Raw genomic sequence first — 23,770 nt, forward strand, 5'->3', positions numbered from 1 at the left:
TCATGAATAAGAAAAATAGATTCATTGCAGCAGGTACAGCATTGATGTACTTATTGCTATCACCTAATATATCGTTTTCAGAAAACATAAATAGTAATGTCAACAAATCTAGGCTATACATCAGCGGACAATATAAGCCCAGTGTCTCTGTTTTTAGTAATTTCTCAGTAAAAGAAACAAATGTCCCTACAAAACAGTTGGTAGCTTTGAAAAAAGATGTTGATTCTGTTGAGATTGATAAAGGTGCTGGTAAAGGGCTTAGTAAGACAGACAATTTTACCCTTCCTTACATGCCAAAATTCCAAGATAATGTTGCTAATTTTAGCGGAGCAGTTGGATTCTTCTATAAAGGCTTAAGAATTGAATTAGAAGGTTCTTATGAAGAATTTGATGTTAAAGATCCTGGAGGTTATACAAAAGTAAAAGATGCTTACCGCTACTTTGCTTTAGCACGTGATACAGAGACTGGTACAACTCAACCAAAAAACAAAGAATCTTCTACTAGCCCAAACGGGGTTTATTACACTGTAATGAAGAATGATGGGCTATCCATTTCATCTGGAATGATCAATGGTTGTTATGATTTTACTTTAGGTAGTTTGCCAATATCACCTTATATGTGTATAGGTATGGGTGTAGATGCTATACAGTTCTTTGATGCATTACATATTAAGTTTGCACATCAAGGTAAAGTGGGCATTACCTATTCATTATCTTCTAATGTGAGCCTATTTGCTGATGGTTATTATCATAAAGTACTAGGCAATAAATTCAAAAATTTGAATGTTCAACACGTTTATGAATTGCAAAACCCTCCTAAAGCTACATCTGCAATTGCTACACTCGACGTCGGATACTTTGGTGGTGAAGTTGGAGCAAGGTTTATATTCTAATTTAATTAAATACAGGAAATTTTATGAGCAAGAAAAACAAATTTATTGTGGTAGGCACAACATTAGCGTATTTGTTATCATTACCTAATATATCTTTTTCAGAAACTATAAACAATAGTATTGAAAAATATTCCGGATTATATATTAGCGGACAATACAAACCTAGTGTTTCCGTTTTTAGCAATTTCTCAGTTAAAGAAACAAATGTTCCTACAAAGCAACTTATAGCTCTTAAAAAAGATATAAATTCTGTTGAGGTCGACAAAGATGCCGGTAACGGTATTAGTAAGCCAGATCATTTCACCATTCCTTATACTGTAGAATTCCAAGATAATGCTGTTAATTTTAATGGAACTATTGGTTATTCCTTTTCTGGAGGCCCAAGAATTGAAATAGAAGGGTCCTATGAAGAATTTGATGTTAAAAACCCTGGAGGTTATACATTAAATGATGCCTTTCGGTATTTTGCCTTAGCACGTGAACTGAAAGATAATGCAAACCAGCCCAAAGATAAATCTACTGGTATTTATCACACTGTAATGAAAAATAATGGCCTATCCATAACGTCTGTTATAATTAATGGTTGCTATGATTTTTCTCTAGATGATTTTTCAGTATCACCTTATATATGTGGTGGTATAGGCGTAGGTGCTATAGAATTTTTTGATGCATTGCACATTAAACTTAGTTGTCAAAGCAAATTAGGCATCACTTATTCATTATCTTCTAATATTAGCTTATTCGCCGGTGGCTATTACCATCAAATAATAGATAACCAATTTAGAAATCTAAATGTTCAGCACGTAGCTGATCTTAATGATGCACCTAAAGTTACATCAGCAGTTGCTACACTTGATGTTGGATACTTTGGTGGTGAGGTTGGAGTAAGATTTATACTTTAAATTGTAATTAAATACGGAAATTTCATGAGTAAGAAAAATAAATTCATTGCAGCAGGTACAGCATTGATGTACTTATTGCTATCACCTAATATATCGTTTTCAGAAAATATAAATAGTAATACTAATAAATTGGGGTTATACATTAGCGGACAATATAAGCCTAGTGTTTCTGTTTTTAGCAATTTCTCAGTAAAAGAAACAAATGTCCCTACAAAACAGTTGATAGCTTTGAAAAAAGATGTTGATTCTGTTGAGATTGATAAAGATGCTAACAAAGGGCTTAGTAAGCCAGACAATTTTACTATTCCTTACATGCCAAAGTTTCAAGATAATGTTGCCAATTTTAGCGGAGCAGTTGGATTCTTCTATTCTAAAGGCTTAAGAATTGAATTAGAAGGTTCTTATGAAGAATTTGATGTTAAAGACCCTGGAGATTATACAAAAGTAAAAGATGCTTACCGCTACTTTGCCTTAGCACGTGATATAGAAACTGGTAAAACTCAGCCAAAAAACAAAAATAATAGTGAGCCAAATGGTATTTATCATATTGTGATGAGAAATGACGGGTTATCCATTTCATCTGCAATGATCAATGGTTGTTATGATTTTACTTTAGGTAATTTGCCAATATCACCTTATATGTGCATAGGTATGGGTGTAGATGCTATACAGTTCTTTGATGCATTGCATATTAAGTTTGCACACCAAGGTAAAGCAGGCATTACTTATTTATTATCTTCTAACGTAAGCTTATTTGCTGACGGTTATTATCATAAAGTAGTAGACAACAAGTTTAAAAATTTAAATGTTCAACATGTTTATAAATTAAATGATGCACCTAGAGTTACATCAGCAGTTGCTACACTTGATGTTGGATACTTTGGTGGCGAAGTTGGAGCAAGGTTTATATTCTAATTTAATTAAATACGGAAATTTCATGAAGGACAAATTTATTGCGATAAGTACAGCATTGATGTGTTTATTATCATCACCTAGCATATCATTTTCAGAAACTGTAAATAATAAAGTTGAAAAACACTCTGGATTATACATTAGCGGACAATACAAACCTAGTGTCTCTGTTTTCAGCAATTTTTCAGTAAAAGAAACAAATGTTCCTACAAAGCAGCTTATAGCTCTTAAAAAAGACATTGATTCTGTTGAAATTGATGCTAGTAATGCTACGAAAGGTATTAGTAAACCAGAGCATTTCAACATTCCTTATACTGTAGAATTCCAAGACAATGCTGTTAATTTTAATGCAGCTATTGGTTATTCTTTTTCTGAAGGCTCAAGAATTGAAGTAGAAGGGTTTTATGAAAAATTTGATGTAAAAAACCCTGGAGGCTATACAAAAGTAAAGGATGCTTACCGTTACTTTGCTTTAGCACGCGATTTAGAAAGTAATAAGTTTCAGCCAAAAAATAAAAGTTCCTCTGCACCCATAGGTGTTTTCCATACTGTAATGAAAAATGACGGCCTATCTATTTTAGCTACAATAGCCAACATTTGCTATGATTTTTCTCTAGATGAGTTATCGGTTTCACCTTACATATGTGTAGGAATGGGTATAAATGCCATAGAATTTTTTGATGCTTTACATGTGAAATTTGCTTATCAGGGCAAGCTAGGTATTAGCTATCAGCTATTCCCTAAAATTAATCTATTTGTTAATGGATATTATCATCAAGTAATAGGCAGTAAGTTTAAAAATTTGAATGTTCAATACGTTCACGATTTAGCAAACGTTCCTAAAGTTACATCAGCAGTTGCCACACTTGATGTCGCATACTTTGGCAGTGAAGTTGGAATAAGACTCACACTCTAACCATTTAACTATTGAAATAATGGGAAACTAATAGTGTTTCTCATTATTCAATGCTTTAACAATAAAGGTAGTATATATTAAGTATATACAGGTTTTCTAGTTTTAAATTAATAATAAAATTATATCCCATTAATAAAAAAGCTTTAAGTTATATAGTACATATTTTTAAGGATCTTCCTCTAATATTTCAAACAATATCTATCAAATTGTATTCTGCTTTACTAGGATGATTTTTAAATAAATTTTAATTAATTTACTATTCCATATTTATTAATATATGTTATAATATAAAGAATTAGGATAATAGATCTACTTATTAGAACATATACCATTATTAATAGATAAATGCATAAAGTATTGATTTATGCGCTATAACAATAAATATACGATGTAATAAGACTATAAAAGTATACTTTTGATAATATTTTTATTAATCAATTAGTAAAATTAATTGTAAATTTTTATTAAAAAATTTCCTCTAATTATTTTAAATATCAATTACTTTTACTGTAAATTTAAAAGAAATTTTATATTCTAGACTTGCTTTTCTTTACTTCTTTTATTATTCTTAAATTTTGATTATCTTTTATAAAAGGTTTATTAACATGAATTATAAGAAAATTTTTGTAGGGAGCGCATTAATCTCATTAATGTCAATCTTACCGTACCAGTCTTTTGCAGATCCTGTAACTTCCAATGATACAGGAATCAATGATAGCAAAGAAGGATTCTATATCAGCGCAAAGTATAATCCAAGTATATCACATTTTAGAAAATTTTCAGTTGGAGAAACTCCTATTAATGGAACAACTTCTGCTACTAAAAAAGTTATTGGATTAAAGAAAAATGGAAGCATAGCTACCCATAATGATTTCACCAAAGTAGATCCAGTTTTTGAGTTTCGCAATAACTTAATATCAGGGTTCTCAGGAAGTATTGGTTATGCTATGGATGGACCAAGAATAGAACTTGAGGCTGCGTACCAACAATTTAATGCAAAAAATCCTGACAATAATGACAGTGATAGTAGTGATTACTATAAGTACTTTGGGTTATCTCGTGAAGATACAATAGCAGATAAGAAATATGTGGTGCTTAAAAACGAACGTATAACTTTCATGTCGTTAATGATTAATACTTGTTATGATATTACAGCTGAAGGAGTACCTTTTACACCATATGCATGTGCAGGTATAGGAGCAGACCTTATAAGTATATTTAAAGATTTTAACCTAAAATTTGCTTATCAAGGAAAAATAGGTGTTAGTTATCCGATTACACCGGAAGTTTCTGCATTTATTGGAGGATATTATCATGGAGTTATAGGAAATCAGTTTAACAAGATACCTGTAATAACACCTGTAGTATTAGATGAAGCTCCTCAAACTACATCCGCTTCAGTAACTCTTGACACTGGATACTTTGGTGGAGAAATTGGAGTGAGATTCATCTTCTAGTTTTATTTACTGTTACACATAATAAGCAGTAAAAAACTTAGCAATTCATATCATAGGGAAAATATGAAGTTATTTCAAGTTTTCCCTTGTGTGTTTCTGCTTTTTCTGATGAAAGGTGTTTCATTTTTACCATGAATATCTTAGTGTGTTGCTTTAGCAAGAAAGTACACTTTTCCTTTCTATCCAGACAATACAACATATTAAATTTTTCTTACAATAATCACAGATATTTTTCGTAAAAAGCTACCTTCTAGCTTGCATTTACCTTACACTTCTACTATTGTTAGCTTATTTTCACTATTTTTAGGTGTGTAATATGAATTGCAAAAAAATTTTTATAACAACAGCATTAATATCATTAATGTCCTTTCTACCTGGAGTGTCATTCTCTGACCCAGTACAGGATAGTAGCACTAATGGTAACTTCTATATCAGTGGAAAATACATGCCAAGTGCTTCTCACTTTGGAGTATTTTCAGCTAAAGAGGAAAAAAATCCTACTGTAGCATTATACGGCTTAAAACAAGATTGGGCAGGTGTATCATCAACAACACACAACGATAACGAATTTAACAACAAAGGCTATTCATTTAAATATGAAAATAACCCATTTTTAGGCTTCGCAGGAGCTATTGGCTATTCAATGGATGGTCCAAGAGTAGAGTTTGAAGTATCTTATGAAACATTTGATGTTAAAAATCAGGGTAATAATTATAAAAACGATGCTCATAAATACTGCGCTTTGGATAAAACAGGAACTGCGAATAACGCTACAGCCAATAACTACGTATTGTTAAAAAGTGAAGGACTACTTGACATATCATTTATGCTAAATGCATGCTATGATATAATAACAGATGGAATACCTTTTTCTCCTTACATATGTGCAGGTATTGGTACTGATTTAGTATCTATGTTTGAAACTACAAATCCTAAAATTTCTTATCAAGGAAAATTAGGCTTAAGTTATTCTATAAGTCCAGAAGCTTCTGTATTTGTTGGTGGGCATTTTCATAAAGTTATAGGAAGTGAATTTAAAGACATCCCTACTCTTAAGGCTTTTGCTGCATCAACAGCAACTCCAGATATGGCAATAGTAACACTAAGTGTATGTCATTTTGGAATAGAACTTGGAGGAAGGTTTAGCTTCTAATTTTGTTGTTGCCACATGTTAAAAATGATCTAAAATTATTTTCATTATTGCTGCAGACAAAAAAAAGAAAATAGTGGCAAAAGAATGTAGCAATAATAGGGGGGGGGGGACAAAACTTACTAAAGCAAAATCCATTATATTATTTTTACACAAAATTATGTACATATAAGATACCTAAAACTAAGGTGCCTTTCATTATTATCAGTTTTGCATAATATATTAAATTTTTCTTACAATAATCACAGATATTTTTCGTAAAAAGCCACCTTCTAACTTGCATTTACCTTACACTTCTACTATTGTTAGCTTATTTTCACTATTTTTAGGTGTGTAATATGAATTGCAAAAAAATTTTTATAACAACAGCATTAATATCATTAATGTCCTTTCTACCTGGAGTGTCATTCTCTGACCCAGTACAGGATAGTAGCGCTAATGGTAACTTCTATATCAGTGGAAAATATATGCCAAGTGCTTCTCACTTTGGAGTATTTTCAGCTAAAGAGGAAAAAAACCCTACTGTAGCATTATATGGGTTAAAACAAGATTGGACAGGTGTATCATCAACAGCACACAACGATAACGAATTTAACAACAAAGGATATTCATTTAAATACGAAAATAACCCATTTTTAGGTTTTGCAGGAGCTATTGGTTATTCAATGGGTGGTCCAAGAGTAGAGTTTGAAGTGTCTTATGAAACATTTGATGTTAAAAATCAGGGTAATAACTATAAAAACGATGCTCATAAATACTGTGCTTTAGGTCAACAGGATAATTCTGGTAAAGCTAAAGCAAATCTATACGTTCTACTGAAAAGCGAAGGATTACTTGATATATCATTTATGCTAAATGCGTGCTATGACATAATAACAGATGGGATGCCTTTTTCTCCTTACATATGTGCAGGTATTGGTACTGATTTAGTATCTATGTTTGAAACTACAAATCCTAAAATTTCTTATCAAGGAAAATTAGGCTTAAGTTATTCTATAAGTCCAGAAGCTTCTGTATTTGTTGGTGGGCATTTTCATAAAGTTATAGGAAGTGAATTTAAAGACATCCCTACTCTTAAAGCTTTTGCTACATCAACAGCAACTCCAGATATGGCAATAGTAACACTAAGTGTATGTCATTTTGGAATAGAACTTGGAGGAAGGTTTAGCTTCTAATTTTGTTGTTGCCACATGTTAAAAATGATCTAAAATTATTTTCATTATTGCTGCAGACAAAAAAGAAAATAGTGGCAAAAGAATGTAGCAATAATAGGGGGGGGGGGGACAAAACTTATTAAACAAGCTCATTATATTTTTTTACTATTTTTACACAAAATTATGTACATATTAAGATGTCTATAATAAAGTACACCCTATTATTACAATTTTACATAATATATTAAATTTTTCTTACAATAATCACAGATATTTTTCGTAAAAAGCTACCTTCTAACTTGCATTTACCTTACACTTCTACTATTGTTAGCTTATTTTCACTATTTTTAGGTGTGTAATATGAATTGCAAAAAAATTTTTATAACAACAGCATTAATATCATTAATGTCCTTTCTACCTGGAGTGTCATTCTCTGACCCAGTACAGGATAGTAGCGCTAATGGTAACTTCTATATCAGTGGAAAATATATGCCAAGCGCTTCTCACTTTGGAGTATTTTCAGCTAAAGAGGAAAAAAATCCTACTGTAGCATTATATGGGTTAAAACAAGATTGGGCAGGTGTAGGAGCATCAGCACATACTGATGAGGACTTTAAGAATAAAGGTTATTCATTTAAATATGAAAATAACCCATTTTTAGGCTTCGCAGGAGCTATTGGTTATTCAATGGATGGTCCAAGAGTAGAGTTTGAAGTGTCTTACGAAACATTTGATGTTAAAAATCAGGGTAATAATTATAAAAACGATGCCCATAAGTACTGCGCTTTAACCCAACAAGATGGCACCACCAAACCTACACAAAATAAATACGTTCTACTAAAAAGTGAAGGACTACTTGATATATCATTTATGCTAAATGCGTGCTATGATATAATAACAGATGGAATGCCTTTTTCTCCTTACATATGTGCAGGTATTGGTACTGATTTAGTATCTATGTTTGAGACTACAAATCCTAAAATTTCTTATCAAGGAAAATTAGGTTTAAGCTATTCTATAAGTCCAGAAGCTTCTGTATTTGTTGGTGGGCATTTTCATAAAGTTATAGGAAATGAATTTAAAGACATCCCTACTCTTAAGGCTTTTGCTGCATCAACAGCAACTCCAGATATGGCAATAGTAACACTAAGTGTATGTCATTTTGGAATAGAACTTGGAGGAAGGTTTAGCTTCTAATTTTGTTGTTGCCACATGTTAAAAATGATCTAAAATTATTTTCATTATTGCTGCAGACAAAAAAAGAAAATAGTGGCAAAAGAATGTAGCAATAATAGGGGGGGGGGGGACAAAACTTACTAAAGCAAAATCCATTATATTATTTTTACACAAAATTATGTACATATTAAGATGTCTATAATAAAGTACACCCTATTATTACAATTTTACATAATATATTAAATTTTTCTTACAAAAATAACCAATATTTTACATCAAAACCTATATTCTGACTTGCTTTTATTTTATAGTTCTACTATTGTTAATTTATTTGTCACTATTAGGTTATGTATGAATTGCAAAAGAATTTTTATAAAAAGTGCACTAATATCATTAATATCTTTCTTACCTGGAATATCATTTTCTGATCCAATACAGGATAGTAATGTTAGTGGTAACTTCTATATCAGCGGGAAATATATGCCAAGTGCTTCTCACTTTGGAGTATTTTCAGCTAAAGAAGAAAAAAATGCAACAGCTAAAACATTTGGCTTAAAACAAGATTGGGATGGAGCTGCAATATCTAATACTAGTACAGATGTATTCACAATTTCAAATTATTCATTCAAGTATGAAAATAATCCATTTTTAGGCTTCGCAGGAGCTATTGGTTATTCAATGGGTGGTCCAAGAATAGAATTTGAAGTATCTTATGAAACATTTGATGTTAAAAATCAGGGTAATAACTATAAAAATGATGCTCATAGATATTACGCTTTATCTCAAGACACAACAATTGCACAAAACAAATTTGTTGTGCTAAAAAATGAAGGTTTAGCTGATATATCATTTATGTTAAATGCATGCTATGATGTAACAACAGAGGGAATACCTTTTTCTCCTTACATATGTGCAGGTATTGGTACTGACTTAGTATCTATGTTTGAAGCTACAAGTCCTAAGATTTCTTATCAAGGAAAATTAGGCTTAAGCTATTCTATAAGCCCAGAAACCTCTGTGTTTGTTGGTGGACACTTTCATAAGGTAGTAGGAAATGAATTTAAAGACGTTCCTGCCATAGTACCTAGTGGATCAACTCTTGCAGGAAACCACTTTGCAATAGTAACACTAAATGTATGCCATTTTGGTATAGAACTTGGAGGAAGGTTTGCCTTCTAATTTACTAATACATATTGTTTAAGTAGTTTTGTATATAAGATAAAAGCTAGATTTGCACTATTACAAATATGCTAACAATTACACTGTCCTTATAAATTAGTTTTTACTACATACATTGTAATTGTTAGCTAAAATTCTATAATACTGCTTATTAGTTATATAAGTATCTAATTGTCAAAGAGCCACTATTATCAAGCTTGTTTTATTGTATTGCCTACCCCCATTAAACCCTTTATTCAAGGAAACACAACAGTGTGTACTCGGCATTCTCCTAACTACAGTCATACAAAAGCATAACTGTAGCAGAAATAAATATACTATGATTACGTAAGAAATTAGCGTGGTATAAATAAAATAGGAAACCTATCTAATCCCCACAATAGAAATTACAAGAAATTCATACTTAATAAAATCCTACAGTGCAAACCTCATACCAACTTCCCAACCAAAATAGTCAGTACCTAAAGTAGCAGAAGCTGAAGTAGTTTTAGGAACATCAGAAAAAGCAGAAGGATGATAAGCTATTTCTACTCTCCCATATTTGTTACCTACAACCTTATGATAGTAACCTCCACCAAACAACATAATGTTAACACTGATAGGATAATTAACACCAAACTTAACTTGATAAGAAAATTTAGGTAAAGATATGCCTAAAAACTTTATATAATCTGCACCGATACCAGCACATGCATATGGGGCTAAAGGCACATGACCTTGGGCAACATCATAACAAAAGTTCACATTAAGAGACTTATTCATAACACCATTGTTTTCTAGCACTATAAATTTATTATCTGACATAGTATTATCACGAGATAAAGCAAAAAATTTATGACTTTGGCTTCCTTCAGGATACCATTGTCTCTCAGGCTCGAAATTTTCATAAGAACCTTCAAATTCTATTCTAAAACAGTCAACATAATACCCAACAACACCACTAAAACCAGCAAAATTACTTGCATACGTAGGGTCATATACTTGTTTAAAACTACCATGCTTAGTAATATCAGACTCAGTAAAACCTAAACCAAAAATCTTCTTTGTAAGCCCAGGAAGTGTTTCTTGTGCTGAAAAACTACTAAAATTAGGAACACCAACTCTATACTGAGTACCTATATAAAGCCCATTCCCTCCTTCAGGAATGTTTATACTAGAAAAAGAATTATAAGGTAAAAAAGAAAGCAATGTACTCAATGCAACACCTATAACAAATTTTTTATAATTCATTGTAAATCCATTAATAACAAGGTAAACTACGGTAATTTACTATGACAAACCATGCCAAGTCAAGTAATTGTACATAATTCTATTTCGCAATATACAAGCACATAAAACTACATAAAAAACACTTATTATATAAAAATAATCAATGCAGAACTTCACCTCTTAAACAGTAATCAATTGTATGTAGATCCCCACCTAACTCTGATAAATTTAAAAAAAGATACACTATTGAGCTTAGCTACTACTCAGACATTAAGGGGAGATAAACAAGAAGCTATGTTGAGGAACATTGTATCAGAAAATATTATTCCATTTATCAATCAATCTATGACAACATAGATTGATAAATATACTAAGACATCTAAGTCATTGATTCCCATTTTGCTGTGAAAGAAAGCCTACATTTTATTAAGTCAAAAATTTCAGTAACATCTTTCTAATAACTATATAAGATGAAAAAATAATATTGGCATTACATATTGTAAAAAATCGTAACAAATATCTATTATAGCTTAACAATATTCTATCCCACTATTTCACGTATTTAGATCTTACCAAGTAATGGTTATAATTATTATTCAGTCAAATGTCTCCTGAGTATCTCTAATATCAAACTTCTCACAAGATTCTTCAAGCCCTAACTGTTAAAATCTAAATAAATATTCTAATACAAAAGATAACTGAAAAACATTGTTGTTATATTGTGAAACATACCTATCTGAGAAATTCAAATTATTAAAATCTTTATCGTTATTCAACTAAATACTATTCTTTACCCTCTTTCACACACATGCAACTCTTTTATACCTATTATGTTTTCAGTTACAAAAAAACCTTAATATATTAAGAAGAAGCATTTAATCTACTGGAAAAATACCTGACACATTCAATTGATATGAGAAACAATAAGAAGGTACTAATAATACTAATATTATTACCAAAGTTTTTACAATCCTATACTTCATAAATTAACTTATCTAGCAGTAATAATAACTAATACTGTAATACAAATATTAATAATTTAAATAAAAATAAACTTATTTATATACACCTGACCAATATATTTCTTAATTTATACATAACATGAACAATCATTACATATGATTAAAATTATAGAATAGAAAAAACTTATATACAAAACATTTATTAAATTGACCAGTTCAAGCCATATTACAAACATATAAGACTACATTGCAATCGATACTGAAACTCATAATTATTATAACTCTACTATAAACATTTTGTCCTATTTAGTTTGGCAACACCCTGTAAAGAAACTATCAGAAACTCAAAACAATTCTTATTATAAAACTTAGATCAATTTATTGTTTTTATATACTAATTGTTATAGACTATACACACATCATTTGCATGTGAGGTACAACAATGAATGATCCAGAAATTTACAACGAAACAAAAATTTCAGCAGATGCTACAGATAATAGTACATTTCATACTTCTAGTGCTCTCAGTCCAACCAGTTTGCCTAATAACAGTTGTATTTTTAACGATAATTGTATTTCTAAGTTTCTAGTTACACTATCTCCTATGTCCACAAATAATCAATACATTGTTAACTTTACATTTGAACAACATCAAAATAATGCTGAGCAAAATCTATTAAAACTAATGACAGGACAATTTGTAGTTAATTTTGATCAAGAAAATCATGCATTGGTTTTTAATAAAGGTGATACTTCTATAGTACTAAATGAGGATATGATAAGTTTATGTTTAAATTATATAAAGGTAAATACATAAAAACCATTTAGAATAACTAACATATTCTTTTATGTATAAAAAATTGGCCTATGCCTTTTGTTGTTGGTAAAAAAGTCTACCAATGCAATAAGGTATATTAAAAGTGCCGAGTTTTATCATTATCAATTTTTATCCTCAAAACATATTGTATATATAGTCAGTACAGCATGCCAAAAGCAAGTACGTAATTAATTGAACCACAATACTAACATTACATTCACTTACAGACAAAATCTAGATTTTGATATTTCAGATTATATAATTATTTTCATCCCAGTTTTCACTAATTACGTAGTATAGAATATATTTCTACTTAAAAACTTAAATATAGAACATCTTAAGTAGATTTAAATACATATTATTTTTGATATTAAAGAAAAAACTTAGCATTTTTTTGATAACTTGTTTTTCATATCAAACAAAACATATTGTTTTATTATCCTCATATAGATATAATATGATTATTAATAAATTTAGGTAGGCCATAATGGATATTTTTGGTAATGATTTCGACATTCACATTAATGTAAACGGAACAGAGTATACAGGGGAAGTTACCATAGATGATGAAGGAAGATTCGACACTGGACTTGAGCCACAAAATTATATTGAACCTTTTGGCCATTTCTACGGAGATATATTGAGAAATGGTGATGACTCAGAAGCTAATTATGTTGTTAATTACTTATTCGAACAACATATAATTTGTCCAGAATTTCCTGTTTTACATTCATTTACTGGACAAGCAGAACTTCATATTGCAGAAAGTGACATTACTTTCAGCGATGAAAACATTACAGTGTTATTACATAGTTTACAAAAGCCAGTAAAAAATGAGATATCTGCTGATAATGAAGTAATACAAGATCAACAGTAATATCTTTTTCTAGATGCTTTTGTTTTTTACTAAATGTTAATTAGTTGAATGCTAATAAAGCAGATGCTTACTTGTCATAAGCATCTGCTTTGTGGTTAATAACTCAAGTATGCTGAGTATTTTATACAAAAAACTAACTTTCACATATAACTAACGATACCTTTCTAAAAAATTCTTTTAATACTGGGTTATAAGCACATTATGCAATTAAGTACTAGTCATTCATTTATACATGTTTAATGTATATATTATCAAACGTATGAAATCTATTACGTTATACATGATTATTTACAGCACATGAAATACAAAAAACATTTATGTAGCCTGTTGCTAATTTTATTGTACTTTTGTCTTATTTAACCATATAATTCACAACCTAATAAATTAAATATTAATTTAATTATGCTTAGTATTGCACACAAAATATTTGGCTCGACAAATAGCAGGGTAATAAAATCATTTCATAAAATAGTTCAAGATATAAATGCAATAGAACATGAAATTCAACTTCTCTCTAATGAAGCATTAAAATATAAAACTATAGAATTCAAGGAAGAACTTAAAAATGGAAAAACTTTAGATGACATTCTAGTACCAGCATTTGCTGTGGTAAGAGAAGCATCAAGAAGAGTACTAAATATGAGGCATTTTGATGTACAGCTCATAGGTGGAATAGTCCTACATAAAGGAATGATATCTGAAATGAAAACAGGTGAAGGAAAAACTTTAGTAGCAACACTAGCTGCATATTTAAATGCATTAGAAGAAAAAGGAGTTCATATAGTAACAGTAAACGATTATCTAGCAAAACGTGACGCTGACTGGATGGGAGAATTATATAAGGCATTAGGAATAACAGTTGGATGTATATTAACTGATACGAACGACTTAGAAAGAAAAAACGCTTATAACTGTGACGTATTATATTCAACAAACAATAACTTAGGATTTGATTATCTTCGTGATAACATGAAATTCTCCAAAAAGGATATGGTACAAAGAGGCTTTAATTATGCAATAGTCGATGAAGTTGACTCAATATTAATAGATGAAGCAAGAACTCCTTTAATAATTTCTGGACAAGTCGATCAAGATATCAAAATGTACAAAGAAATAGACAATTTGATATATGAACTAACAGAAGAAGACTATGAACTAGAAGAAAAAAGTAAAAATATCTTCTTAACTGAAGCTGGAATAACAAAAATTGAAAATTTATTAACTCAACGTAATCTTATTTCTTCTAATACATCCTTGTATGACATCGATAACATTATAATCATGCACTATATTACTCAAGCATTACGTGCACACAAAATGTTCGCCTTAGATAAGGATTACATAATTAAAAATGGCAACATAGTAATCATAGATGAGTTTACAGGCCGTATGATGGATGGAAGAAGATATTCAGATGGATTGCATCAAGCACTTGAAGCAAAAGAAAAACTAAATATCAACAGTGAAAATCAAACGTTGGCTTCTACTACATTTCAAAATTACTTCAGAATGTACACAAAACTCTCTGGTATGACTGGCACAGCAATAACTGAATCAGAAGAATTCTTGGGAATATATAACTTACGAGTTGTGCAAATTCCAACAAATATACCTGTTCAAAGAATAGATTTAAACGACGATATATATTGTACAGAAGAAGAAAAGTTCAATGCTGTTATAAAATTCATTTCAGAATGTCATCACAAACTGCAACCTGTACTAGTAGGAACAGTAAGCATTGAAAAATCGGAAATGCTATCTAAGTTATTAACAAAAAATAAATTAAAACATTCTGTATTAAATGCACGCTATCATGAACAAGAAGCACATATAATAGCACAGGCTGGAATACCTGGAACAATTACTATTGCTACAAACATGGCTGGTAGAGGCACAGATATACAGCTTGGAGGAAATCTAAAAATGTTAGCAAAAGCAGTTATTGCTAATACTACAGATAAAGAAGCAATGGAAATAAAATATAAACAACTTGCAGAAAAAGTAAAAAAAAATAAGGAACTAGCAATACAAGCTGGGGGATTGTGTGTAATTGGTACAGAACGTCATGAGAGCAGAAGAATTGATAACCAATTAAGAGGAAGATCTGGTAGACAAGGAGACCCAGGGTTATCTAAATTTTTCTTATCATTAGATGATGATTTACTAAGAATATTTGGATCAGATAAGATAAAAGGAGTTCTCCAAAAATTAGGCATGAAAAAAGATGAAGCTATTCAACATACACTGATAAGCAGATCTATTGAAAAAGCACAATATAAGGTTGAATCAAGAAACTATGATATTAGAAAGTCTTTATTAAAATTTGACAACGTAATAAACGAGCAAAGAAAAGTCGTTTTTGAGCAAAGAAATCAAATTTTAGAGAATGATTCTTACAACATTTCAATTATATATCGAGATCTTAACAGAGATATAGTTAACAATACAATACATGACAAGTATTATAATTTGGATGATGATACATACAAAGCACTATCATCTGAATTTACAAGAATATATAATATCACTCTGGATTATAGTATTATCAGTAGTTTTGAAAGTACAGACAAAGTTTTAGAATACCTAAACAAAATCGTCGACGAACATTTCGCTCAAAAAATAGAAGAATTAACATCTAAAGATCAAAAGGCATGGGATCATATAGTGAAAAAAGTCATGATAATGTCATTGGATTATCTATGGAGAGATCACCTTGCTGCGCTGGATAGTCTAAAATGTGGAATAAATTTAAGATCTATAGCACAAAAAGATCCACTAAACGAGTTTAAAGCCGAAGCATTTTCTATGCTTGAGAATATGATGAGCAAGTTCTATGAATTAATAATACAGAGACTATCTTACTTAAAATTTGATATAGAGTTAAGTGATATACAAAAAACAGAATATAACATTAATCATTCTAAAATTTCACGTAATGAAAAATGTCCTTGTGGATCAGGAAAAAAATTCAAACATTGTCACGGTACTTAATGTTACCCTACTTATATACTGTTGATAAAAATAATTGCTTGACTATTTTGAAGATTACAAATTTCAAAACTTTTAATTAAAAGAAAACTAGAGCTAAATTATACCATGGTTATATAAGCTCAAAAACCTTTTCGACTTTATAAAGCTACAAAAATACCAACTAAGGTACGTATCTGACACTTTCGTATCAAAACAGAAATCGCACTACTGCTATTTCAATAGATGAACAATACGTACCTTACACAAAACTCTTTAAAAGTCACTTTTACTTATGTAATACATAACACACTATTACATTGAATACAAACTACTATAACAAGTATAATGTATCAACATAACAAGCTATACACACAACTAATAGTTCATATTCTCAGCATTTATTTTAAATAAAAATTTATATATCAAAATAGGCATCTTTTTGATAAAAAATATCCCTAATAACATCCACAAGATTAAAATTTTCACTTTCATTTTCACTTCTATACACAAGAACAGCCATAGCAGGTTCATTACTAACTTCTACTCTCGACGGATCCATCAATAGTATACTATGTTCATCAATTAAGAAAGCAACATCCATTCCATTTAATATAGACACCAGAAAAGTCTTATCAACTGATGTAGTATAATTAACATCTTTAACAGGATCATAATGTTCAAGAGTAATGTTCAAATTACATTTCTCAGAATATCCATTCATATTATCATCTATAATACTTAATGTACCTTTATCTCCTGTCAAATTATTAACAATATTTGCAGTAGCATAATAACTATCTGCTGGATCATTGAGATACATTATACCATGATAAATATCAACATTAGAATGACCATTTTGCTGAATTAAAAATTCAACATCAAAAAAAATATTATCTGTTTCCATAATAAAACCTCTGTTTATTAATATAACTTAGAAAATAATACATTATAATTAAAAAATTAATATAAATATTTATCTTATAGAAAATTATCTACATATATTAATTATAAAAATGCATTTGTTCATGCATTCCGAATTTTTTATACATTCCATAGATGATATCTTCTTATTAATTGAATTCACCTAATATTAACATGGTAATACATTTAGAATACTTTTTCACAATCTTAGTTTTCCTATATCACAATTTTCAACTAAAATTCAGTTTTACATTGCACAATTAATTTATGTAGAACCACCCTTAAATGATTAATATCAATACAAATATGTAATGTCATAAATTTATTATTAGTTAATATACATACTTAATTTATTCTATATTTATCAAATTATTTGCATTATTTTATTGACGTAGTATATTAAGTTATCTTTACTATGTGCTCAGTATGTCTTTAAATATTTGTTTACCAGACCAATCTCTACTAAAACCAAGAATTACAGTTTTTGGTGTAGGAGGCGCTGGTGGTAATGCTGTTAATAACATGATACAATCTAATCTGCATGGCGTTAATTTCGTAGTAGCCAATACAGATGCACAAGCATTAGAACTTTCTTTATCAGAAAAGAAAATTCAACTAGGTATTGACTTAACAAAAGGATTAGGGGCAGGATCACTTCCAGAAGTTGGTAAAGGTGCTGCAGAAGAATCAATAAATGAAATTATTGAAGAAATCTCAGACAGTAATATGTTGTTTATAACTGCCGGAATGGGTGGTGGAACAGGCACAGGAGCAGCTCCTGTAATTGCCAGAGTTGCCAAGGAAAATAAAATTCTCACCATAGGAGTTGTTACAAAGCCTTTTCATTTTGAAGGAGCGCACCGGATGAGAACAGCAGAATTTGGATTAGAAGAGTTACAAAAATATGTTGATACTCTGATAGTAATTCCTAATCAGAATTTATTCAGAATCGCCAATGAAAAAACAACATTTGCAGACGCATTTAAGCTCGCAGACACTGTATTACATACAGGAGTTCGTGGTATAACTGATTTAATGGTAATGCCAGGACTTATTAACTTAGATTTTGCTGATATTAGAGCAATAATGAGCGAAATGGGTAAAGCTATGATGGGTACAGGAGAAGCTGAAGGAGAAAACAGAGCCATATTAGCAGCTGAAGCAGCTATATCCAATCCTTTGTTGGATAACATTTCAATGAAAGGAGCGAAAGGTATATTAATCAATATAACAGGTGGATTGGACATGACTTTATTTGAAGTTGATGCAGCTGCAAATCGTATCAGGGAAGAAGTAGACAGTCACGCTAATATAATATTTGGATCAACATTTAACAAAGAAAGTGAAGGAAAAATTAGAGTATCTGTTTTAGCAACAGGAATAGATAATGAAGAAGTAGTAATACAAAACAAAAGTACATTTAAAGACAAAGGAACCCATAGTGATATATCTGAAATATCAAATAAACCTTTTAACCCATTAGATAATGAAATTGCCTATTATAAACCAAGTAATCCTGGAGAAGATATAATTAATTCTATAAGTCATGTCAAAAGACAGGATCATAAAGCAGAAAGCCAAAAATCTAGTAACAAAGTTTCTGAATCAGATTATAAGATACAGTTTAATAAAAACGAATATTGGGATGAGGAATCATTTAATATCCCAACTTTTTTAAGAAAAAAATAATGTTCTACTGGCTTTTAAAAACAGAACCGCATGATTTCTCATGGGATAATATGGTACATGATAAAATTACTGTATGGGACAATGTACTAAATTACCAAGCACAAAATTATCTAAAAACAATGAAGTATACTGATCTTGCTTTTTTTTACCATTCTGGAAAAGAAAAAGGAATAATAGGAATTGTATCCATAGACAAAGAATTTTATCTATCCAATACAAATAATAAATTCGGTGTTGTTGAAGTCAAAACACATACAAAATTAAATAAGACCGTTTTTTTGAAAGATATAAAATTAAACCCTATATTAAAAAATATGTTAATTTTAAAACAACCACGTCTATCAGTTTCTCCAGTAACAGAACAAGAGTGGAATTGCATCTTACAATTAAGCGAGACTATACTGTGATTGAAATCAATGTTTATTATAGAAAATGGTATAACATCATAAATAAGCCAAAAAGTTTTGTTAAAAATATCATAAATATTTCCTTAATAGACCTAAATATTTATGAATACAAGCCTATAATTTCTGTTGTACTAGCAAACAATAAATTATTACAAAAATTAAACTATGAATACAGAAAAAAAGACAAACCAACAAATGTATTATCATTCCCATACAACAAATTAAATAAGAATTGTTATTTAGGAGAAATTTTCATTTCATTAGATATTCTTATAAGTGAATCCATCGATTTAAATATACCATTAGAACACCATACATCCCATATGCTTATTCACGGATTATTACACATCTTAGATTACGATCATGAAGAACCGCTAGATCAACACATAATGGAATCTATTGAAATTAAGTTACTAGATAAACTAGGGATAAAAAACCCTTATGTTCCACGTGAAACATACTACTCAAATAAAAGCTCTACAAAAAACCATATTATTATCAATTCATAATTAAAGTTCGCATTATATTCTCATTTACAATATTTAAGAATAAAAAACTCAGTGACACCAGTCTGATCTTGTATATAATTTGAAAAACATGTAAATTATCTGTATGAGCAAAATTTTTGCAGTAGTAAATCAAAAAGGTGGTGTAGGAAAAACCACAACCAGTATAAACTTATCAACAGCTTTTGCTATAGTAAATAAAAAAACTCTACTAATAGATTTAGATCCTCAAGGCAATAGCAGCACTGGATTTGGAATAACCTATAAACAAAGAACAAACACAGTATATGAAGTATTAGTTAATAACTTATCTATATCAGCAGCTGTCGTAAAAACTGAAATACCAAACCTACATTTACTACCATCAACAGTAGATTTATCTGCAGCAGAAATCGAGCTAACACAAGTACAGCAAAGAGAATTTATTTTACAAAAGTCCTTATATGAAGCAAAAAATTCATACGACTATATTTTTATTGATTGTCCTCCATCTTTAGGATTACTAACAGTAAATGCATTAATAGCTGCAGATTCAATCATCATTCCTTTACAATGTGAATTCTTTGCCTTAGAAGGACTTAGCCATTTAATAAAAACCATAGAAATAATAAAAAAACACCTTAATCCATTTCTATCAATAGAAGGAATTATCTTAACCATGTATGACAAAAGAAATAAGTTAAGCGAACAAGTAGAAGAAGACATTAGAAAATACTTAAAAGAGTCTGTATACAAAACAGTTATTCCTAGAAATGTAAGATTATCTGAAGCACCATCTCATGGAAAACCTGCTATAATTTACGATTTTAAATGTGCAGGTTCTCAAGCATATATATATCTAGCAAAAGAAATCCTAAATAAACAAAAAAACAATAGGTGTTCAAAATGACAAAAAGATTAGGAAAAGGCATTTTTGAGTTAATAGGAAATAACACGTTAGAAATTAACAATAACATTGCCAACATTAGTACTGATACTCATCTCACAATGCCAATAAACCTATTAAATCCCAGCACATCACAACCAAGAAAAATATTTGATCAAGAATCACTTAGAGAATTAGCAGAATCTATTTCCAAACATGGTATAATACAACCAATCATCATTAGGAAAAATCCAAACAAAAAAGGCTATGAGATAATAGCAGGAGAAAGAAGGTGGAGAGCTAGTATATTAGCAAAATTAAAATCAGTACCTGTGATTGTAAAAGAAATAAGTGATAATCAGTGTTTAGAATTATCAATTATAGAAAATATACAAAGACAAGACTTAACACCTATAGAAGAAGCTGAGGCATACTTCAACTTAACAAATACTTTCTCGTATACACATGAAGACTTAGCTTCTACTATAGGTAAAAGCCGTAGTCATATTACAAATATGATAAGAATATTATCTTTACCACCTTCTATAAAATCAATGATAAACAATAAACTCATATCATTTGGCCATGCTAGGGCTTTAATAAACACAGAAAACCCAGAAGAAATAGCGCAAAAAATTATTTCTTCAAATTTAAATGTAAGACAAACTGAGTTACTAATCAAAAATTTACAAAAACCATATAAGAACAAAATCCAAAAAAATCTAATAGAATTAGAACAATCACTATCGGAAATATTAAAGCTACAAGTAAAAATAAACGGATTACAAAACAAAGGCAGTATTATTATAAAATACAATAACACACAGCAACTTAACTCAATACTAGATAAGCTAAAGAAAACAACTTAAGTATAAACATCAATATTAAAATCATTGATAACACTAAAGATATATAATTTTCATAAATAAAATCAACCACTTATTGAGTCAAAATAACCCTAAAAAGTCAGTATTTACAAAATTATAATTGAGCTAATTACACATAGCATATATTATAGTATAAAGTTACAGTTTACATATTATAATGAGAAATAACCTTATATGCCTTGGTATAATTACATCATCTCATGGAATTAACGGACATGTAAAAATAAGAACTTTCACAGAAAAACCTGAAAATTTTACATCTTACGGAACGTTAACTGATGGAGCAAACACATATAAAATAAGGATAATATCTGTCATATCACAAAATACAATAATTGCAGAAATCAAAGGTATAATATCAAGAAATGATGCAGATTCATTAAGAAGCAAAAAGCTCTTTATAGAAAAAAACAAATTACCAAATCTTACAAATGACGAATTCTACCACAACGATTTAATAGGACTAAATGTTATCTTAGAAAACAATAATGTTTATGGAAATATAAAGAAAGTTCACAATTTTGGATCATGTGATATTATAGAAATATGTCTTTCTGATTCAAAAAAAACTACTATGCTACCTTTTACAAAAGGTATATTCCCTTATATAAATGTTAAAGAAAAATATATAATAATAAATCCACCAGAAGTTATAGGAAATAGCAGTGACATTTAGTGTTAACGTTTTAACCATATTTCCAGAGATGTTTCCAGGAACATTAAACTATTCAGTAATAGGTAGAGCCTTAAATAAAGGTATTTGGAATCTTAACGTTATCGATATAAGGTCATTTGCAAAAGATAAACACAAAAGCGTAGATGATAGACCTTATGGTGGTGGCCCTGGAATGATAATGAAAGCAGATGTTATAGGGTCAGCAGTAGATGAAGTATTAAGTAAGAACAAAAATACAAAACTGATATACATGTCTCCCAGTGGAGTAAAATTAAATCAAGATATTTCTGGACAATTAACACATTTTTCTAATATAACTATATTATGTGGTCGCTTTGAAGGAATAGATAGGAGAATTTTAGATTTTTATGATTTTCATGAAATAAGTATTGGAGATTATATATTATCTGGCGGAGAAGTTGCTTGTATGGTTCTCATAGAGGCTTGTGTCAGACTTATACCTGGAGTAGTTAATAATACACAAAGCATATGTGATGAAAGCTTTACTTCAAGCTATAAGTTAGAATATCCTCAGTACACACGTCCAGCAAAATGGAGAGGGTTAGAAGTTCCTGATGTTTTACTTTCTGGAAATCATAAAAAGATTAATCGTTGGAAAGCTAATCAATCTTACTGTATAACCAAGCAAAGGCGTCCTGAGTTGACTAGTACCATAGATGGAGATATATATGAGTGATTTGCTTAAGGAGTTCAATGAACAACAAATGAATTTGTTGTCCAACAAAGAAGTTCCAAAGTTTAGTTCAGGTGATACACTAAGAGTAAGAATGAGAATTTTTGATGGAGTAAGTGAGCGCTTACAGATATTTGAAGGAGTATGTATAAAAAGAAAAAATAATGGGTTACACTCTTCATTCACTTTAAGGAAAATAAGTTATAATGAAAGTATTCAATTACAAGTGTTTTTATATTCTCCTATCGTAGAATCTATAGAAGTTGTCAAATTTGGTAGAGTACGCAGAGCAAAACTTTACTATATGCTTAGTTTGTTTGGTAAATCTGCAAGAATAAAAGAACGTAACGATAGAACAAAAAAGCTATCTTAAACTTATATAGCATTGTTGTAGTTACTATTGTAAGTGGAAGGTTTGCAAGTAGTATCATTTGTTGTTTTTTATAAATTTTCAAGTTTTATACATTGTACAAAACCTGCAGTTAACTTTCTTTAAGTATTTATTGAAAAAGGTTTAAACTATCTAAATCTTCTTCTATAGTAATAAAGTA

The 23,770-nt window shown here is 29.8% G+C and carries 24 protein-coding genes; 20 read left to right on the forward strand and 4 right to left on the reverse strand.

Features of this window, described 5'->3' with window-relative positions; translation table 11 throughout:
* Positions 1–2 precede the first annotated feature (2 nt).
* The 6 genes from MR76_RS04390 to MR76_RS04415 all read left to right on the forward strand — a co-directional run bounded on the left by MR76_RS04390 (position 3) and on the right by MR76_RS04415 (position 6,233).
* Complete coding sequence (locus MR76_RS04390; protein WP_024072496.1) at positions 3–893, forward strand: P44/Msp2 family outer membrane protein; 891 nt, start codon at positions 3–5, stop codon at positions 891–893.
* Between the two features lie 23 nt (positions 894–916).
* Positions 917–1,795, forward strand: coding sequence for a P44/Msp2 family outer membrane protein (locus tag MR76_RS04395; RefSeq protein ID WP_024072497.1), 879 nt, complete (start codon positions 917–919; stop codon positions 1,793–1,795).
* Between the two features lie 24 nt (positions 1,796–1,819).
* Positions 1,820–2,710 (forward strand): P44/Msp2 family outer membrane protein, encoded by an 891-nt coding sequence (locus MR76_RS04400; RefSeq protein WP_024072498.1) that lies wholly within the window; start codon positions 1,820–1,822, stop codon positions 2,708–2,710.
* Between the two features lie 22 nt (positions 2,711–2,732).
* Positions 2,733–3,623, forward strand: coding sequence for a P44/Msp2 family outer membrane protein (locus MR76_RS04405; RefSeq protein ID WP_024072499.1), 891 nt, complete (start codon positions 2,733–2,735; stop codon positions 3,621–3,623).
* A gap of 605 nt (positions 3,624–4,228) precedes the next feature.
* A complete protein-coding gene (locus tag MR76_RS04410) occupies positions 4,229–5,080 on the forward strand; it encodes a P44/Msp2 family outer membrane protein (RefSeq protein ID WP_024072500.1) in 852 nt (283 codons plus the stop codon).
* 316 nt (positions 5,081–5,396) lie between these two features.
* Positions 5,397–6,233, forward strand: coding sequence for a P44/Msp2 family outer membrane protein (locus MR76_RS04415; RefSeq protein ID WP_024072501.1), 837 nt, complete (start codon positions 5,397–5,399; stop codon positions 6,231–6,233).
* Positions 6,234–6,251: 18 nt separating this feature from the next.
* On the opposite strand, the gene MR76_RS04905 is transcribed toward MR76_RS04415, so the two are convergent.
* Entirely contained in the window at positions 6,252–6,398 is a 147-nt protein-coding gene (locus MR76_RS04905; protein ID WP_158407228.1) for a hypothetical protein, read from the reverse strand.
* A 170-nt stretch (positions 6,399–6,568) separates the two neighbouring features.
* On the opposite strand from MR76_RS04905, the gene MR76_RS04420 reads away from it, so the two are divergent.
* Positions 6,569–7,405, forward strand: a complete 837-nt coding sequence (locus MR76_RS04420) for a P44/Msp2 family outer membrane protein (protein WP_024072502.1) — start codon at positions 6,569–6,571, stop codon at positions 7,403–7,405.
* 339 nt (positions 7,406–7,744) lie between these two features.
* Complete coding sequence (locus MR76_RS04425; RefSeq protein ID WP_024072503.1) at positions 7,745–8,581, forward strand: P44/Msp2 family outer membrane protein; 837 nt, start codon at positions 7,745–7,747, stop codon at positions 8,579–8,581.
* Positions 8,582–8,599: 18 nt separating this feature from the next.
* Here MR76_RS04425 and MR76_RS04910 read toward each other — a convergent pair whose 3' ends face one another.
* Positions 8,600–8,746, reverse strand: coding sequence for a hypothetical protein (locus MR76_RS04910; RefSeq protein ID WP_158407229.1), 147 nt, complete (start codon positions 8,744–8,746; stop codon positions 8,600–8,602).
* Positions 8,747–8,911: 165 nt separating this feature from the next.
* Here MR76_RS04910 and MR76_RS04430 point away from each other — a divergent pair, with 165 nt between their 5' ends.
* A complete protein-coding gene (locus MR76_RS04430; protein WP_024072504.1) occupies positions 8,912–9,739 on the forward strand; it encodes a P44/Msp2 family outer membrane protein in 828 nt (275 codons plus the stop codon).
* A 414-nt stretch (positions 9,740–10,153) separates the two neighbouring features.
* On the opposite strand, the gene MR76_RS04435 is transcribed toward MR76_RS04430, so the two are convergent.
* The gene (locus MR76_RS04435; RefSeq protein ID WP_024072505.1) at positions 10,154–10,969 is read right to left on the reverse strand and encodes a P44/Msp2 family outer membrane protein; all 816 of its coding nucleotides are present in this window, start codon (positions 10,967–10,969) and stop codon (positions 10,154–10,156) included.
* A gap of 1,383 nt (positions 10,970–12,352) precedes the next feature.
* Between MR76_RS04435 and MR76_RS04440 the strand changes: the two genes are divergently transcribed.
* The 3 genes from MR76_RS04440 to secA all read left to right on the forward strand — a co-directional run bounded on the left by MR76_RS04440 (position 12,353) and on the right by secA (position 16,595).
* On the forward strand, positions 12,353–12,727 hold the full coding sequence (locus tag MR76_RS04440; RefSeq protein WP_024072506.1) for a hypothetical protein: 375 nt from the start codon (positions 12,353–12,355) through the stop codon (positions 12,725–12,727).
* Positions 12,728–13,214: 487 nt separating this feature from the next.
* Entirely contained in the window at positions 13,215–13,604 is a 390-nt protein-coding gene (locus MR76_RS04445; RefSeq protein ID WP_024072507.1) for a hypothetical protein, read from the forward strand.
* Positions 13,605–14,006: 402 nt separating this feature from the next.
* Complete coding sequence (secA, locus tag MR76_RS04450) at positions 14,007–16,595, forward strand: preprotein translocase subunit SecA (protein WP_024072508.1); 2,589 nt, start codon at positions 14,007–14,009, stop codon at positions 16,593–16,595.
* A 394-nt stretch (positions 16,596–16,989) separates the two neighbouring features.
* On the opposite strand, the gene MR76_RS04455 is transcribed toward secA, so the two are convergent.
* Entirely contained in the window at positions 16,990–17,478 is a 489-nt protein-coding gene (locus MR76_RS04455) for a hypothetical protein (protein ID WP_024072509.1), read from the reverse strand.
* 443 nt (positions 17,479–17,921) lie between these two features.
* Between MR76_RS04455 and ftsZ the strand changes: the two genes are divergently transcribed.
* From ftsZ to rplS, 8 genes are all read left to right on the forward strand, one after another.
* Positions 17,922–19,184 carry a cell division protein FtsZ gene (ftsZ, locus tag MR76_RS04460; protein ID WP_024072510.1) on the forward strand — a complete coding sequence of 421 codons (1,263 nt, stop codon included), beginning with the start codon at positions 17,922–17,924 and terminating at the stop codon, positions 19,182–19,184.
* Complete coding sequence (locus tag MR76_RS04465) at positions 19,184–19,591, forward strand: EVE domain-containing protein (protein WP_024072511.1); 408 nt, start codon at positions 19,184–19,186, stop codon at positions 19,589–19,591. Before ftsZ ends, MR76_RS04465 begins: the two co-directional genes overlap by 1 nt.
* Complete coding sequence (gene ybeY / locus MR76_RS04470; protein WP_024072512.1) at positions 19,588–20,100, forward strand: rRNA maturation RNase YbeY; 513 nt, start codon at positions 19,588–19,590, stop codon at positions 20,098–20,100. Before MR76_RS04465 ends, ybeY begins: the two co-directional genes overlap by 4 nt.
* Positions 20,101–20,203: 103 nt before the next feature.
* Entirely contained in the window at positions 20,204–20,986 is a 783-nt protein-coding gene (locus tag MR76_RS04475) for a ParA family protein (RefSeq protein WP_024072513.1), read from the forward strand.
* Positions 20,983–21,831: a ParB/RepB/Spo0J family partition protein gene (locus tag MR76_RS04480; protein WP_024072514.1), complete on the forward strand. Its 849-nt coding sequence runs from the start codon at positions 20,983–20,985 to the stop codon at positions 21,829–21,831. The genes MR76_RS04475 and MR76_RS04480 overlap by 4 nt, the downstream gene beginning before the upstream one ends.
* Positions 21,832–22,006: 175 nt before the next feature.
* Positions 22,007–22,525, forward strand: coding sequence for a ribosome maturation factor RimM (gene rimM, locus MR76_RS04485; protein WP_024072515.1), 519 nt, complete (start codon positions 22,007–22,009; stop codon positions 22,523–22,525).
* Positions 22,515–23,222, forward strand: coding sequence for a tRNA (guanosine(37)-N1)-methyltransferase TrmD (gene trmD, locus MR76_RS04490; RefSeq protein WP_024072516.1), 708 nt, complete (start codon positions 22,515–22,517; stop codon positions 23,220–23,222). Before rimM ends, trmD begins: the two co-directional genes overlap by 11 nt.
* The gene (gene rplS / locus MR76_RS04495; protein WP_024072517.1) at positions 23,215–23,592 is read left to right on the forward strand and encodes a 50S ribosomal protein L19; all 378 of its coding nucleotides are present in this window, start codon (positions 23,215–23,217) and stop codon (positions 23,590–23,592) included. Before trmD ends, rplS begins: the two co-directional genes overlap by 8 nt.
* The last annotated feature ends 178 nt before the right edge of the window (positions 23,593–23,770 follow it).

It is taken from the genome of Ehrlichia muris AS145, assembly GCF_000508225.1.
Classification (GTDB): Bacteria; Pseudomonadota; Alphaproteobacteria; order Rickettsiales; family Anaplasmataceae; genus Ehrlichia; species Ehrlichia muris.